Raw genomic sequence first — 13,993 nt, forward strand, 5'->3', positions numbered from 1 at the left:
GTGTGGGATGGCCCGATGTCGGCCTCCGGGCGGGGGATCCCGCCCGGCGCCGGGATGAGCGCCTTCGAGCCGGCCGGATCGGTGCCGATCAGGCGGTCCGGAGGTGCGTGCGGAGGTGTGCCGGTACCGGGATGTCGGGCAGCTGGTCCTCCGGGCGGGGGTGCTTCGGGGGGCGTCCCCGACGTCGTTTGGTGGCCAGGATCTTGCCGTTGAGGAACAGCTGCCCACCCCACACACCCCACGGTTCGCGGCGGGCGATGGCGCCTTCGAGGCACTCGAGGATCACCGGGCACGCCGAGCAGATGGTCTTCGCTCGGGCGATGTCCTGCAGCTCCTCCGAGAAGAAGACCGCCGCGAGCGAGGCTTCGCCGTCACGGCAACGGGCCTCGCCCCACCAGTCCTCGATGATGCTCCCGCTCAGCTGGGCGAGCATGTGGTTCTTCCCCTTCGTCGAACCACCGGCCTCTTCGGCGGTGGCGGTGTGTGTCAGGTGTGTCGGTGCAGTCAGGCGTGGGTGCAACGGGTCTCCGAGATGCAAGAAGGCCGCCGGTTTCCCGGCGGCCTTCGGAGCGATCCTTCTTCGCAGGTGTGTGGCTACTGCGAGGTCTCCTCCAGCCGCTGGGGGTCGAGCTTGTGGCCGAACACGGTCACGTCGATGCTCGCGGTCCCGGTGCCGTACCACGGGGACGGGCAGGCGAACATGCCGGCGCGAGCGCGCGACGCCACGGCGTTGGCCGTCCGGCCTGCCATGTCGGGTGTCGAGCGCTTCATCGTTGCCGTGTTCTTTCTCGGTGTTCCTTCTCGCAGTGGCCGGCTCGGAGCCGAACCCCGAGCGGTGACCGTGTCGCAGGAGCTACCTGCGCCGATCCATCGCACCACGGCGCCGAGGGCTCGTCAACTGATTTTCCGATGTCGAGGGCATGGCGCTTCGGGGGCGTGAGCGGCCCAACAGGTGGGAGGCCGGTGGCTACGGTCTGCCCGATGCGCGAGCACGGTGCTGACCGCCTGGTCGACGTTCCCACCACCGGCCGGGTGTACCGGGCCGAGCGGCGGGTGCGGTTCGGTGACGTCAGCCCCGCCGGTCGCGCCCGGTTCGACGCGCTGGCCTGCTTCCTCCAGGACGTCTCCAGCGACGACACCGCCGACGCCGGTCTCGACGACGACCTGGCGTGGGTGGTGCGGCGCACCGTGTTCGAGGTCCGCCGGCCGGCCGTGTTCCGGGAGCTGCTGGAGCTGACCACCTTCTGCTCCGGAATCGGTAGCCGGTGGGCCGAGCGGCGGGTCGCACTGCGGGGTGAGCGTGGTGCGGTGATCGACGCCGCCACGCTGTGGGTGCACGTCGAGCTGCCGTCGGGCCGACCGATCCCGCTCGACGGGCAGTTCCTCGATCTGTACGGGCCCGCCGCGGCAGGTCGGGAGGTCACAGCCCGGCTCCGCCACCGCGCCCACGTGCCGGACGTCGCGGCCAGGCGACCATGGGGTCTTCGGTTCTGCGACTTCGATCCGCTGGGGCACGTGAACAACGCTGCGAGCTGGGCGACCGTGGAGGAGGTGCTGGCCGGTCGGCCCGGACTCCGCCCCCCGTATCGAGCCGAGCTCGAGTACCGGGCGCCCATCGAACGGGGCGCCGTGATCTCGCTGGCCACGGTGGCCCTCGATGACGGTGGGTTGGCCATGTGGGCCCTCGAGGACCGCACCGGCGAGCTGCACCTCACCGGGCTGGTCTCGCCCCTCGCCGGTTGATCAACCACTCGGATCCACCACCCGCCCCATCTGCAGCACCAGCCGGGTCTGCCGATCCACGACCAGGAACAGGAACGGTCGATCGACGCTGACGGTGCGAGGCGCGACCGCTGGGGGGCTTGCCGGAGACGGCCGCAACACCGTCACCGCATCCCCGTCGCTGCCCTGCTCGTCCGCGCCGACGGCGGTCTGGTGGACCGTGCGGGAGATCGACAGCTCCTCGTCGCCGGTGACGCCGGAGAAGTCGGCGCCGTCGGTGAACGCCGAGCGGAGTCCCAGGGCGACGAGGGGTTGCTCGAGGTCGATGGTGCCGGCCACGTGGAAGCGTGGCATCTCCAGTTCGACGTTGGCCGGTCGGAGGCCGTCGATGACCCGCCCGAGCGCCTCGCCGTCCAGCGACTGCTCGACGGCATCGAAGGCTCCCTGGTCGGGGACGACGAGGATCATGGCCAGCTCGTCACCGAGGTAGGGGACTGCCAGCGCCTCCCACCCCGGGCCGCGGCCCATGGCGAACCCGTTCGGGCCGGCGGTGGACATGGTGGGCACCTCGACCGTGCGACCGTCGACGGTCGTGAAGGGTGCCAGTCGGGTGCGTTGCGGATCGAACCGCGTCTTCCATGGCGCCCGCAGCGACGCCACGCTCGGCACGACGAACCGGGTGAACTCGCTGATGCTGCCCTTCGGGAGGAGCTGGGTGACCTGGCCGCCGGTGGCCGAGTCCGCCCAGCGGTCGATGATGCGCCGGGCCCGGTCGGGATCGGATCGGAAGTCGGCCGAGTGCAATCCGGTCTCGTAGTAGCGCGCCAGGTCGTCGAGCAGCGACGAGCGGGGATCGGTGTCGAGCTGGACCCACAGCGACCCCGCGGCCCGGAGCTCGATCGAGCCCCGGCGGACGTCGCTGGCCCGCTCGCCGTTGCGCTGCGCCAGCGCCGATCGAAGCGTGTTGAGGCCGTCGTCGAGCTCGCTTCCCGGTCCGGTGTGCAGCAGGCGGTTCAGCTCGTCCCGGGTGGGTCCGGCCGCGCCGAGTCGGGCCTGGGCGAGGGAGATCGCCACCGCGTACGGCGAGACGGCGACGTTCCCGCCCCGCAGCGCGAGCTGGCGGTGGAGGTCGGCGGCGAAAGCGTTGAGCGACTCCACCGTCGGGGCCACCGCTCGCTGATCGGGTGTGGCCCGGGCCGCGTCGCTGCGGACCTCCCGCCCGTCGAGATCCGCGCAGCTCACGGCCACCAGCGTGAGGCCGGCCGCGACCAAGACGGCAACCAGGCAGCGGAGGGCCCGCCGGCGTCGGGGTGTGCAGCGCACCGCCCGAGACGCTAGGCGAGGGTCGGTGGGCGGACGATCGCGGCGTCGAGCGCCGTACGATGAAGGGGTGCAGGTCACCGCCACGGAACGGGCTGTCCAGATCGTCGAGCGGGCCAAAGCCGCTCGGCGGGGCTCGCTCACGATCACCATCGGCACCGGCTGCTGTGAGTCGACCGCCCCGTTCCTCTACGAGGACTTCTGGCCCGGTCCCGACCAGGAGGTGGTCGGCGAGGTGGCCGGTGTGCCGGTGTACGCCCCGGAGTACCTGCGCACGATGTACCCGGGTGACGACGGGGTGGTGATCGACGTCTACGAGGGCCCGGCGGAGTCGATGTCCATCGAGACTGAGTGGGACTGCCGGCTGTTCCTGCGCGGCCACGGCGTCGACACCGGATCCGACACCGTATGTGCCGTCGAGCCCGAGGGCCCCGGGCTGTTGGCCACCTCACCACCGGGCTCGCACGTGCGAGGCGAGCTGCCCGAGCAGTTCCGCAGGCTGAAGCTGCGCTGACCCGCTGCGTCGGGTGGGTGGATCGGCGCTCGCTCCGGCAGTGTGGCGCACCCGCCTCTAGGCTTCCAGCGCATGAGGTACGTGGAGGCCGGGGGTGTGCGGCTGTCGGTGATCGGGCTCGGCACCTGGCAGTTCGGCTCGGCGGAATGGGGCTACGGCGAGGACTACGCCCGCACCACCGCGGGCCAGCTGGTGCGCCGGGCCCTCGACCTGGGGATCAACCTGATCGACACCGCTGAGATCTACGGCATGGGTCGCTCCGAGCGGATCGTGGGGGAGGCCATCGCCGGCCGCCGCGACGAGGCGTTCGTGGCCACCAAGGTGTTCCCGGTGCTGCCGATCTCCCCGGTCGTGCAATGGCGGGGGGTGCAGTCGGCCCGGCGCCTCGGCGTCTCGCACCTCGACCTCTACCAGGTGCACTGGCCGAACCCCGTGGTGCCGCTGCCCACGACGATGCGGGGCATGCGCGCCCTGCTCGAGGTCGGTCTGGTGCGCCATGTCGGGGTGAGCAACTTCGACGTGGCGTGGTGGCGGCGGGCGGAGCGGGCGCTGGGCTCGCCGGTCCTCACGAACCAGGTGCAGTACAGCCTGGCCTGCCGCAAGCCCGACCGGGCCGGAGGGGTCGTGCCCTATGCCCAGCAGCACGATCGCCTGGTGATCGCGTACAGCCCGCTGGCCCAGGGTCTGCTCGGGGCTCGCTACGACGCCTCCCACCCGCCGAGCGGTTCGGCTCGGGCGGGCAACCCCTTGTTCCTGCCGGAGAACCTGGAGATGGCACAGGGGCTCATCGACGCGCTGCGTACCGTCGCCCGCTCGCACGACGCCACTCCGGCCCAGGTGGCGCTGGCGTGGGTGATCCGACGGCCGAACGTCGTCGCCATCCCCGGGGCGAGCAGCATCGAGCAGCTCGAGCGCAACGCGGAGGCAGCCGACCTCGAGCTGAGCGACGACGACGATGCCTGGCTGACCGACGAGAGCGACCGCTTCCGACCGGTGCGTGGAGTTGCCGCCCTTCCCGGGCTGCTCGCGGCCCGCCGGGCGGCAGGCCGGCCCAGTGGGCCCGCACCGGTGGACGAGACGGCGCCGGAGGAGGTCGGGGCCGAGGTGGTCGACTTCGCGGACTCCGACGCCTGACCCCGCCGCCTGGCGGGTCTCAGGTGCTCGTCGCTTCCGTGGCCTGGGCGTCGAGCGCGGCCAGGGCGGCCTCCAGCATCCGGGCCGAACAGCCGGCCATGTCGGCCGGCGGCACGTAGTCCTCGACGAGGCGGTCGGCGATCTCCCGGAAGGCCGTCGCCGCCGGGCCGGTGCCGAGGGCCACGGGTCGACCGTCGTCACCGCCCCGGGCGACGGATGGCTCGATCGGCACCCGGCCGAGGAGGGGGATTCCCGCGTCGTGGGCGAGCTGCGCACCGCCGCCCGAGCCGAACAGCTCGTAGCTCGAGCCGTGTTCGCACTCGAAGCTGCTCATGTTCTCGATCACGCCCACCACGCGCAGGTAGCTCTTGCGGGCCATGCTGACCGCCCGCACCGCCACCTTCTGGGCGCTGCGGGCCGGGGTGGTGACCACGATCATCTCGGCCCGGGGCAGCATCCGGGCCAATCCCATCTGCACGTCGCCGGTGCCGGGCGGCATGTCGATGAGCAGGTAGTCCATCTCACCCCACGACACGTCTTCGAGGAAGTGCTGCACGGCCCGGTTGAGCATCAGGCCCCGCCACATCAGCGCGGTCTCCTCGTCGTCGACCAGGTGACCCATCGAGACCACCTTGAGCGATCCCTCACCGCAGGGCTGCACGTGCGGCAGGATCTTCTTCTCACCCGGCTTGCCCTGCAGCCGGCCCTCGACGCCGAGCATGCGGGGGATGGAGAACCCCCAGATGTCCGCATCGAGCACGCCCACCGTGAATCCTCGGGCGGCGAGGGCGACGGCCAGGTTGGCGGTGACGGACGACTTGCCCACACCCCCCTTGCCGGAGGCGACGGCGAGCACCCGGGTCATGGGAGGGATCTCTGTGTCGGGGGCGCGCTCGCGGACGTTCCAGCGAGCCTTGGCCATGGCCGCGGAGCGCTCCTCCGAGGTCATCTCGGTCCACACCAGCTTCACCGCTCGCACCCCCGGGAGGGATTCGAGGCGGGCCTTGACGTCACGCTGGATCTGGGCCCGCAGGGGGCAGCCGGCGGTGGTGAGGGCCAGGGTGACCGTGACGGTGCCATCCGGGCTGACGTCGGCTCCCTTCGCCATCCCGAGCTCCACGATGTCGCTGCCCAGCTCGGGGTCGATCACGCCCCGGAGCAGGCCCAGGACCTCGTCCACGGTGGGGAGGGGAGCAGCGGCCACACCGAGATTCTAACGGGGTCGACCGTGTAAACTCACGGTGTGAGCCACGATGGGCCGGAGATCGACCTGACTGATCCGCGCGCCCCGCGGCTCGACATCCTCAAGGCCCTCGGTGACAACACCCGCTACGCCATCTACCTGGAGCTGGCCCGCTCCCCCATCCCGCTGGCCACCGCGGACATCGCCGAGATCCTGGGCCTGCACGTGAACACCGTGCGGCCCCACCTGGAGCGGATGCGTGAGGTGGGGCTGCTCCAGGTCGACACCGAGGCCCGGGGTGGGGTGGGTCGGCCCCAGCACCGCTACTCCCTCGCCCCCGGCGCGCCGTCGCTGGGGCTGGAGCCCTCGCCCTACCCGATCCTCACCGGGGTGCTCCTGCAGGCCGCGGCCGACGCCGGGCTCGACGGCTCCGAGCTCGCGGATGCCGCCCGGGCCCAGGGGCGGGCCGACGCCCGCCGGTGGGAGCCCGGCACCGACCCCATCGACGCCCTGATGATCGAGCAGGCCCGGCTGGGCTTCGACCCGACCGTCGTCGACGGTGACGGGTGCGCCACGGTGGCGTTCGCCCACTGCCCGTTCCGTTCCCTGGCGGAGTCCCATCCCGATCTCGTGTGCTCCGTGCACTGCGGGCTGGTGGAGGGGCTGGTCGACGAGCTCGGTGATGCCGAGGTCACCGAGTTCCACCCGCTGGTCGACCGCACGCCCTGCCAGGTGGAGGTGGCCCGCCGATGAGGGCCAGGTGTCTTCGGATGAAGTGCCCTCGGGTGCGGGTCGGCGCCGATCGCGGCGCCGGTATCCTTGTCCCGTCCGAACCATCCCAGGAGGCTCGATCGTGATCACCCTCACCGAGAGTGCGTCAGGCAAGGTGAAGGAGCTCATCGCCCAGGAGGGCGACGAGAACCTGATGCTGCGCGTCGCGGTGCGACCGGGCGGGTGCTCGGGCTTCAGCTACGAGATGTTCTTCGACACCGAGCGCGACAGTGACGACCTGACCGCCGAGTACGGCGGCGTCACGGTGGTGGTCGACCCCTCCAGCGCGCAGCTCCTCACCGGGGCCACGCTCGACTACAAGGATGGCCTGCAGGAGGCGGGGTTCTCGATCAACAACCCCAACGCCCAGCGCACCTGCGGCTGCGGTCAGTCCTTCAGCTGACGGGTAGCGCGTCGGCTCCCGACTGGGCCCTGCGAGGTCCTTGACCTCTCTCTCTCTCTGGTATTAGTACCTTGTCGCTATAAATTTGTTGGCGACCAGGGCGATCCCAGGACGCTTCGGGGGTTTGCGATGGACCGGGAGGGAGCAGGGTGCGTCTCGGACGCCCGAGCGGACGCGGAGCGAGTCGAGCGGCGCCATCCCCTCGCTCTCGTGATGGTGGCGGCGGTCGTGGCGCTCGCGGCGGGCTGTTCGGGCTCTGGAGCCTCGGCTGGCGACTCCGGGGAGGGCGGGCGAGCACGCTCCGCGGAGGCGATCGAGGCGGACCTGCGGGCGCAGGCCGCCGCGGCGGGGATCACCGTCCCGGATGATCTGCGCCCATCGACAGGCCAGCTCGATGCGATGGCCGACGAGAAGGTGGAGCGCTTTGAGCTGGAGCGCCAAGTGCAGGCGTTCTTCGCTTGCCTGCGCGATGCCGGCTTCGAGGTCAAGGACCATGGCTGGGACGAGCAGCGGAACGGCCCCGACTTCGACGTGGGCCGGACATCGGACGGGCCGACCGCCTTCGGCTCGAACCCCTACTCCGACCCTGCATATGTCCGCTGCTACGGGGAGCACTACGCGCTCGTGAGCACCGCTTGGGATCGCCAGAACCTTCCCAGCATGGACGAGTTGCGGGAGCTGGTACGAGCCACGCTGGAGTGCGCTGCGGAGGCGGGTGTCGAGGCGTCGAGCCTCGATGAGCTCATGCCGACGATGCTCGAAGCGCTGAACGAGGTGAAGATGGGCCAGCCGAGTCCCCTGGACGACACGACCGCGAAGGCACTCGTCGCGTGTCATGAGCGCTATGCGAGCAAGATCGCCACGGCGAGCCAGGCCGAGGCGGAGCAGCTCAGCTCTGAGCGGCTCCGATAGGCGTTGTCCGGCCCCGTTCGTCATGTGATGATGGGCTCCCGGTTCGCTCGCGGGGTGGTGCCCTTGCTCGCCCCGCTCGTCGTCCTCGTGGCGCTGATCGTGATCGTCCTGCGCGTCGACACCAACGCGGTCGAAGCGATCACCGGCCCGGGACGCCTGGACACCCTCGTCGTCGAGGAGGCTGTCGTGCCGAAGACCGTTGCGGCGAGCCTCGTCAGTTCCGGGCGCCGATCGGCCACACTTCGCACGGCACCGGGCAGGGCGGGCACGGTCACGGCCGTGTCGATCGAGGCAGGCTCCACGATACGCACCGGTTCGCCGTTGTTCGAGGTGAACGGTCGCACGGTGCTGGCGGCGGCGACCGAGCGACCCTTCTACCGTCCGATCAGCCCAGGGGCGTCGGGCCCGGACGTGGAGATGCTCGGCCAGCTCCTGGCCCGACTGGGACTCGTCGACCCCTCGGTCGTCGGCCGCCAGGCCGGCTGGGAGCTGGTCCAGGGGATCGACCGGCTCTGGCGGCAGCTCGGCGACGACCCGGGCCAGAACTACCAGTTCGAGCCGAGCTGGCTGGTGTGGATACCCGTGGACGAGATGGTCGTGGCGGACTCGGTCCTGGAGGTGGGGATGCCCGTGCCCGAGATCATCGGTGGGGCCGTCGGCGCCCACGCGGCAGCTCGGGTCGTGCTCTCGGATGGCAGCGAGCTGCCACGCGATGACTGGAGCAGGTACCGCGTGCAGCGGTTCAACGGTGCCGCGGTGCCGGGAGTGGAGCCGCTGCTCGAGGACGTCGTCGACGATCCGGGCCGGTACCTGGAGTCGACGATGGGAGCTGGTGGCTCGGGGCCCGACGCTGGTGGGCCACGGGCCACCGGGGGTGCGCAGGCCGACGGCGCCCAGGAGGCTTCGTACTCGCTGGTGCTGCAACTGCCTGAGACGGTCGAAGGCGCGGTGGTTCCGCTCACCGCGCTGCTGGGTGCTCCGGGCCGCCAGTGCGTCGTCGTGGTCGACGAAGGTCGCCGCGAGACCCGAGCGGTGGACGCACTCGGAGAGGCGAACGGCCGCCCCGTCGTCGAGGGCATCTCACCGGGCGATCGCGTGCTCGCGACCCCTGATCCGGTCGCCTTCCGGTGCCCGGGTTGAGGTCGCCATGAGCGCGTCGGTGTGCCTTCAGCAGGTGACCTTCACCTATCGGCGTGCCAACCGCTGCTTCGGCCCGTACGAGGCCGAGCTGCGATGGGGTGAGCTGGTCGCGATCATGGGGCCATCCGGCGCAGGGAAGTCGACGCTGCTGTGGCTCATCGCCGGACTGTTGAAGCCCGCTGCAGGCACGATCACCCGCCCGGCCCCGCGCTCACCCAACCGCCCCGCCGTCGCATGGGTCACCCAGCAGACGAACCTGCTCTCGTCCCGGTCGGTGCTCGACAACGTGCTGGTGGCGATCCGCGCGTTCGGTGTCCCGACCCTTGCCGACATGGCCCTCGCCCGCCAGCGTCTCGCGGATGTCGGCCTCGGCGCGTACGGTGACCGCCGGAGCGCCGAGCTGTCGGGTGGTGAGCGCCAACGGCTCTGCGTCGCTCGTGCCGTGGCCGGAGGTGCCCCCGTCCTGCTGGCGGACGAGCCCACCGGCCAGCTCGACGACGCGACCTCCCGTGGGGTCTTTCAGGCCCTCCGAACCGCGACCTCCGACGCAGTCGTGATCGTCGCCACCCATGACACGGCGATCCGCAACGTCGCCGATCGGGTCTTCCAACTGCGCGATGGCTCCCTGGTCGAGTCCTGATCGGCCGCCACGACCGCAGGTCGGCTACGAGGCGTTCACCAACGTCGGCGCGAACCGGTTCACCACCCTCCTGCTCGCGGTGGGCCTGCTCGGGATGCTGATCGTGTCGGTCGGCCCGATCCTGTTGGGGGACCGCGCCGCGATCCGCGACACCGTCGAGGCGGTCGAGGTGGGCACGCTCACCTACGAGCTGCATCCGTCGGATCGCTCGCATAACCCCACCATGGGGGCCGAGGAGTGCGATTCGGGCTGGTTCAACCCGGTCGGGGTGATCCGCTGGAGCGGGGCTGCGTCGGCGCCACGGCTGGTGGCACCCCGAGGCGAGCTCACGCTTCCGGTGCCGGCCTACGAGGTCTCCGCGGGGATGCTGCGGCGCCTGGGGGTCGCAGCCGGGAGCGATGAGGTGCTCGTCGGAGCGGCCTACGCGGAGGAAGCCGGTCTCCGCTCGGGGTCCGTGCTGCTCATCGACGATCGTGAGCGGTACGCACGCGTGGTGTCGCTGCCTGGTGAGCTGCACGCCTACCAGCGCGCCGTGCTGGTACCGAGCACCGGATTCCGGGCCACTACTTGTGTGGTCGGCCTCGACCCGGCGGTGTGGCGTGCGCCGGACCGGTCGATCGACGCCACCGTTCCGGTGGCGATCAGTGACTGGCTGCGACGCTGTGTCGCGTGTGACCAGGTGCGGATCTCCGATGCGGTTCGCGCCGCGGCACGGCGAGTCGACCTCTGGCCGATCGGGGTGGTGGGAGCGGCCCTGCTCGGCGTGCTGTACGTCGTCCTCCGGCGGTCGGATCTGGCGGTGTACCGGCTGGTGGGCTTCGGACGGGCCGGCACCGCAGCGGTCGCCGGCCTGGAGGCGGTCGTGATCGGGGCGTGGTCAGCCGCAGTCGCTGCGGTGGCGTTCGCTGGGGTCTTGGATCGGCCACCGCCGGTTCCGCGGGAGCTCGTGATCCGATACGTCCTGATTAGTGCGTGCATCGTCGCGGCGTGGGTGTCCGGTGTCGCACTCGCGGCCATGGCGATCTCCGAGCGCCGCGTCATCGCAGCGCTGCGAGGGTGACAGCGAGCGCCCCGGGGGTGCTCAGGACGGCAACCGGTCGAGCGCCTGGCGGAGCTCCTGGCGGTCGAACACGTTGTCGAGCCGCTCGATGATCACGCCCGAGCGGTCGGCGACGAACAGGCACGGCTCGAACACCAGCCCGTAAGCGTCCACCACCGGCGTCAGCGTGGCGGTGGCCAGATCACCCGTCGCGGCCGCGTCAGCCCAGACCTCGGCGTGGAGGAACTGCACCCCCGGACGCGAGCCGACTTCCTCGAGGAGCAGGTCCAGGACCGGCCCACAGGCCGCGCTGGTGCAGAACCGGGGCGTCGCCACCAGCAGCACGGTGGGCTTGCCGGCGGCCAGCGCCTCGGTGAGCGTCGGCTCGTGGAGCGGGCAGGGGGGCTCGTGGGTGCAGTAGGGCTCGACCCCCCGATGGTCGCCCGGCGTCGGCGTGTCGACCGGCACCATCTGCTGGCCCGGCTGGCGTAGCGACACCTGGTCGGCGGCGTCCACCTGCACCGCCTGGCGGCGGGTGCCACCATCGATGTCGGTGGTGATCTGGTACACGCCGGGGGCGGCGAAGGTGGTGCGCAGGGGGAAGTAGGGGTACGGCACACCGTCGCGGTGCGCGGCGACCCGCACGGGATCCCCGACGGGCTGGTCGCCCTCGTCCCGAACCTGGAAGGTGAGCTCGTCGGGCACGTCCGTGGCCCGTGCGCCGTCACTCGTGACCAGGGCGAAGGTCAGCCGCTGCTCGGTGCCCGCCACGAGGTAGCCGCCGCGAAACTCGAAGTTCGCCACCAGCTCGCGCTGGCCTTCTCGCAGCGGCTCCAGGCTCACGGTTCCCTCTTGACGGGATTCCCCGGTCTGCCCGCAGGCGGCGAGGACCGCCAGGCCCGCCGAGCCGGCGAGGAACGAGCGCCTGCTGAGCCGCCGGGGCTCGGCCCGGGGCTCGATCCGAGGTTCGGCCACGCCTCGTGCGGTCCGGCGTCGTTGCGGTTCGGGAGCCACGAGTGGTGAACCTATCCTCGCTCCGATGGGCAACGGCCGCGCCACGGGCGGAGCGAGGGAGCAGCAGCCATGGGGGTGACGTTCCTGGTCGACGGCCGGGAGGTCACCCTGGACGACGAGGACTGCTCGTTGCTCGAGGCGCTGCGCGACCGGCTCGGGATCCGAGCTCCCAAGGACGGTTGCAGCCCGCAGGGCCAGTGCGGCTGTTGCACCGTCCTCGTCGACGGCGCTCCCCGGGTGTCCTGCGTCACCCCGCTGCGCCGGGTGGCCGGCCGGTCGGTGACGACCGTCGAGGGGCTGCCCGAGGCCGATCGCCTGGCGTGGGGCGAAGCCTTCTGCGCCACGGGGGGCAGCCAGTGCGGCTTCTGCACCCCGGGCATCGTGGTGCGGCTGGAGTCGCTCCGCCGCAAGGGGGTCCCGGCCGGCGACCGCGCAGCCATCGACCGGGCGCTCGCCGCTCACCTGTGCCGCTGCACCGGCTGGCAGACCATCGTCGAGGCGTACGCCGCGTTCGGTTCGGCCTCCCCCGAGGGCCGGGACCTGGCCGCGGCCGCTCGCCGAGCCGAGCTGGAGGGCGGCACCCCCCAGCGGGTGGCCCCGGAGGTGCCGCTCGGCCAGGGCGGGTTCGCGGAGGACACCGCCCCGGCGGACGCGCTGGTCGCCGTGCCCGATCAGCGTGGCGGGTGGGCGCTCGGCGAGACCCTCGCCGAGGCTCGGCGCGCGGCCGGCAAGGTGCAGGGCCGCCGCACCACCGCGGGGCTGCACCACCCCCTCGAGGTGCCACCGGGCGACTGGGAGGTCACCCTGCGCACGACGTGGGTCGAACCTGCGTATCTGGAGACCGACGCGTCGTGGTGCCTGCCGGGCGGCGAGCCCGCGTCGCCGCTGGCCAACGGAGGCGCGTTCGGCGGCAAGCTCACCAGCGAGGTGGCCGCGGTGGCCCGCCGCCTCGCCGACGAGCAGGGTCGGGCGGTGCGGGTACTGCTGTCCCGCGAGGACGTGGTGCGCCGCGGCCCCAAGCGGCCGCCGATCGCGGCTGGTGTGCGCCGTGACGGCACCGGGGTGGTGCGGGTCGTGACCACGCCGGGCATCCGGGAACGGATCGGCGCGCTGGCCCCGGGCTTGGAGGTCGAGGAGGTGGCGGTGCCGGGGCCGCCGACCTCGGCGGCGCTGCGGGCCGCGGGGTGGGCCGAGGCAGCGGTCCTGCTCGCCGGGGCCCGCGGGCGGGCAGAGCCGGTGCGGTCACCCTCGGGCGCGGAAGCCGAAGCCCAGCTCGGGTCGGACGGTCGGGTGCGGGTGCGGGTCCGCTGCGGAGACCCGCTCGACGAGATCGTGCTGCGCTCCTATTGCATCGGCGCGGCCCACATGGCGCTCGGGTGGGTCACCTCGGAGGGCATCGCCGTCGACGAGGAGGGCGAGCCACACGATCTCACGATCCGCTCCTTCGGGGTGCTGCGAGCCAGCGACACCCCGCCGGTGGAGGTCGAGATCGACGACGACGGCGGCGAGCCGGTCAACGGGTCCGATGCGGTGTTCGCGGCGGTGGCCGCTGCGGCCTGGCTCGCGCAGGGATGCCCACCGGAGTGGCCCACCGGGCGCGGTGTGGGACGATGACCGGATGACCACGCCCATCGGTCCTTACACCCCCATCGTGCGTGCCGGCGACCTGCTGGTGGTCTCGGGTCAGGTGGGGGTCAGAGACGGCGCCATGGTGCCCGGTGGGGTGGCCGCCGAGACCCGCCAGGCGATCGACAACATCGCCGCGTTGCTCGCCACGGAGGGGGCGTCGCTCGCGGACGTGGTCAAGACCACCGTCTTCCTGCGCCACATGCGGGACTTCGCCCTGATGAATGAGGCCTACGCGGAGGTCTTCGGGGAGACCCGCCCGGCTCGCTCGGCCGTCGCCGTGGTGGAGTTGCCCGCGCTCGCTCTGGTGGAGATCGAGGCCTGGGCGTACCGGCCCCGGTCCTGAGGCTGCTTGGAGTGCAGCGGCGGGATCGGCCATGATGGCCCCGTGATCGGTGCCGTCGCGATCGTCGTCATCCTCGTGGTGGTCATCCCCGTGCTGGTGCTGATGAGCTCCGCCATCCTGGCCGGGGTGCTCGGCTGGCTGTTGAAGGCGGAGGTCGACGAGCGCTACGAGGGCACGGAATACCTCGAGCTCGCCAGCTGACCCGCCCAGCTGCGGCTCCCTCCCCCCT

17 protein-coding genes are annotated in these 13,993 nt (G+C 71.9%); 12 read left to right on the top strand and 5 right to left on the bottom strand.

Annotation, left to right across the window (positions count from 1 at the left end; all coding sequences use genetic code 11):
- Positions 1 to 88 precede the first annotated feature (88 nt).
- Positions 89 to 433, bottom strand: coding sequence for a WhiB family transcriptional regulator (locus V7004_RS12255; RefSeq protein WP_334144292.1), 345 nt, complete (start codon positions 431 to 433; stop codon positions 89 to 91).
- A 161-nt stretch (positions 434 to 594) separates the two neighbouring features.
- Positions 595 to 771, bottom strand: a complete 177-nt coding sequence (locus tag V7004_RS12260) for a hypothetical protein (RefSeq protein ID WP_334144293.1) — start codon at positions 769 to 771, stop codon at positions 595 to 597.
- A gap of 210 nt (positions 772 to 981) precedes the next feature.
- Between V7004_RS12260 and V7004_RS12265 the strand changes: the two genes are divergently transcribed.
- Complete coding sequence (locus tag V7004_RS12265) at positions 982 to 1,743, top strand: acyl-[acyl-carrier-protein] thioesterase (RefSeq protein ID WP_334144294.1); 762 nt, start codon at positions 982 to 984, stop codon at positions 1,741 to 1,743.
- Here the strand turns inward: V7004_RS12265 and V7004_RS12270 are convergent, their stop codons facing one another.
- Positions 1,744 to 3,045 (bottom strand): serpin family protein, encoded by a 1,302-nt coding sequence (locus V7004_RS12270; RefSeq protein ID WP_334144296.1) that lies wholly within the window; start codon positions 3,043 to 3,045, stop codon positions 1,744 to 1,746. It lies immediately after the preceding gene.
- Between the two features lie 67 nt (positions 3,046 to 3,112).
- Between V7004_RS12270 and V7004_RS12275 the strand changes: the two genes are divergently transcribed.
- Together V7004_RS12275 and V7004_RS12280 are read left to right on the top strand one after the other, a co-directional pair.
- Positions 3,113 to 3,556 carry a DUF779 domain-containing protein gene (locus V7004_RS12275; protein ID WP_334144297.1) on the top strand — a complete coding sequence of 148 codons (444 nt, stop codon included), beginning with the start codon at positions 3,113 to 3,115 and terminating at the stop codon, positions 3,554 to 3,556.
- 72 nt (positions 3,557 to 3,628) lie between these two features.
- Positions 3,629 to 4,690, top strand: coding sequence for an aldo/keto reductase (locus V7004_RS12280; protein ID WP_334144298.1), 1,062 nt, complete (start codon positions 3,629 to 3,631; stop codon positions 4,688 to 4,690).
- A 19-nt stretch (positions 4,691 to 4,709) separates the two neighbouring features.
- Here V7004_RS12280 and V7004_RS12285 read toward each other — a convergent pair whose 3' ends face one another.
- Positions 4,710 to 5,894, bottom strand: a complete 1,185-nt coding sequence (locus tag V7004_RS12285; RefSeq protein WP_334144300.1) for an Mrp/NBP35 family ATP-binding protein — start codon at positions 5,892 to 5,894, stop codon at positions 4,710 to 4,712.
- A gap of 39 nt (positions 5,895 to 5,933) precedes the next feature.
- Between V7004_RS12285 and V7004_RS12290 the strand changes: the two genes are divergently transcribed.
- From V7004_RS12290 to V7004_RS12315, 6 genes are all read left to right on the top strand, one after another.
- Positions 5,934 to 6,626 (top strand): helix-turn-helix transcriptional regulator, encoded by a 693-nt coding sequence (locus V7004_RS12290; RefSeq protein ID WP_334144301.1) that lies wholly within the window; start codon positions 5,934 to 5,936, stop codon positions 6,624 to 6,626.
- A gap of 100 nt (positions 6,627 to 6,726) precedes the next feature.
- Positions 6,727 to 7,047 carry an iron-sulfur cluster insertion protein ErpA gene (erpA, locus tag V7004_RS12295; RefSeq protein ID WP_307781137.1) on the top strand — a complete coding sequence of 107 codons (321 nt, stop codon included), beginning with the start codon at positions 6,727 to 6,729 and terminating at the stop codon, positions 7,045 to 7,047.
- A gap of 129 nt (positions 7,048 to 7,176) precedes the next feature.
- Positions 7,177 to 7,959 (top strand): hypothetical protein, encoded by a 783-nt coding sequence (locus V7004_RS12300; RefSeq protein ID WP_334144302.1) that lies wholly within the window; start codon positions 7,177 to 7,179, stop codon positions 7,957 to 7,959.
- Between the two features lie 27 nt (positions 7,960 to 7,986).
- Positions 7,987 to 9,099, top strand: coding sequence for a hypothetical protein (locus V7004_RS12305; protein ID WP_334144303.1), 1,113 nt, complete (start codon positions 7,987 to 7,989; stop codon positions 9,097 to 9,099).
- 7 nt (positions 9,100 to 9,106) lie between these two features.
- A complete protein-coding gene (locus tag V7004_RS12310; RefSeq protein WP_334144305.1) occupies positions 9,107 to 9,739 on the top strand; it encodes an ABC transporter ATP-binding protein in 633 nt (210 codons plus the stop codon).
- On the top strand, positions 9,717 to 10,799 hold the full coding sequence (locus V7004_RS12315; protein WP_334144306.1) for a hypothetical protein: 1,083 nt from the start codon (positions 9,717 to 9,719) through the stop codon (positions 10,797 to 10,799). Before V7004_RS12310 ends, V7004_RS12315 begins: the two co-directional genes overlap by 23 nt.
- Positions 10,800 to 10,820: 21 nt before the next feature.
- Here V7004_RS12315 and V7004_RS12320 read toward each other — a convergent pair whose 3' ends face one another.
- On the bottom strand, positions 10,821 to 11,753 hold the full coding sequence (locus V7004_RS12320; protein WP_334144307.1) for a twin-arginine translocation signal domain-containing protein: 933 nt from the start codon (positions 11,751 to 11,753) through the stop codon (positions 10,821 to 10,823).
- A gap of 108 nt (positions 11,754 to 11,861) precedes the next feature.
- Between V7004_RS12320 and V7004_RS12325 the strand changes: the two genes are divergently transcribed.
- Genes V7004_RS12325 through V7004_RS12335 form a run of 3 tightly spaced genes read left to right on the top strand, consistent with a single transcriptional unit; the run spans position 11,862 to position 13,965 of the window.
- Positions 11,862 to 13,406 (top strand): (2Fe-2S)-binding protein, encoded by a 1,545-nt coding sequence (locus tag V7004_RS12325; protein WP_334144309.1) that lies wholly within the window; start codon positions 11,862 to 11,864, stop codon positions 13,404 to 13,406.
- A 4-nt stretch (positions 13,407 to 13,410) separates the two neighbouring features.
- Entirely contained in the window at positions 13,411 to 13,764 is a 354-nt protein-coding gene (locus tag V7004_RS12330) for a RidA family protein (RefSeq protein WP_334144310.1), read from the top strand.
- A gap of 42 nt (positions 13,765 to 13,806) precedes the next feature.
- A complete protein-coding gene (locus V7004_RS12335) occupies positions 13,807 to 13,965 on the top strand; it encodes a hypothetical protein (protein ID WP_334144311.1) in 159 nt (52 codons plus the stop codon).
- The last annotated feature ends 28 nt before the right edge of the window (positions 13,966 to 13,993 follow it).

Origin of the sequence: Rhabdothermincola sp., from assembly GCF_036846205.1 — a bacterium.
Classification (GTDB): domain Bacteria; phylum Actinomycetota; class Acidimicrobiia; order Acidimicrobiales; family Acidimicrobilacustridaceae; genus Rhabdothermincola.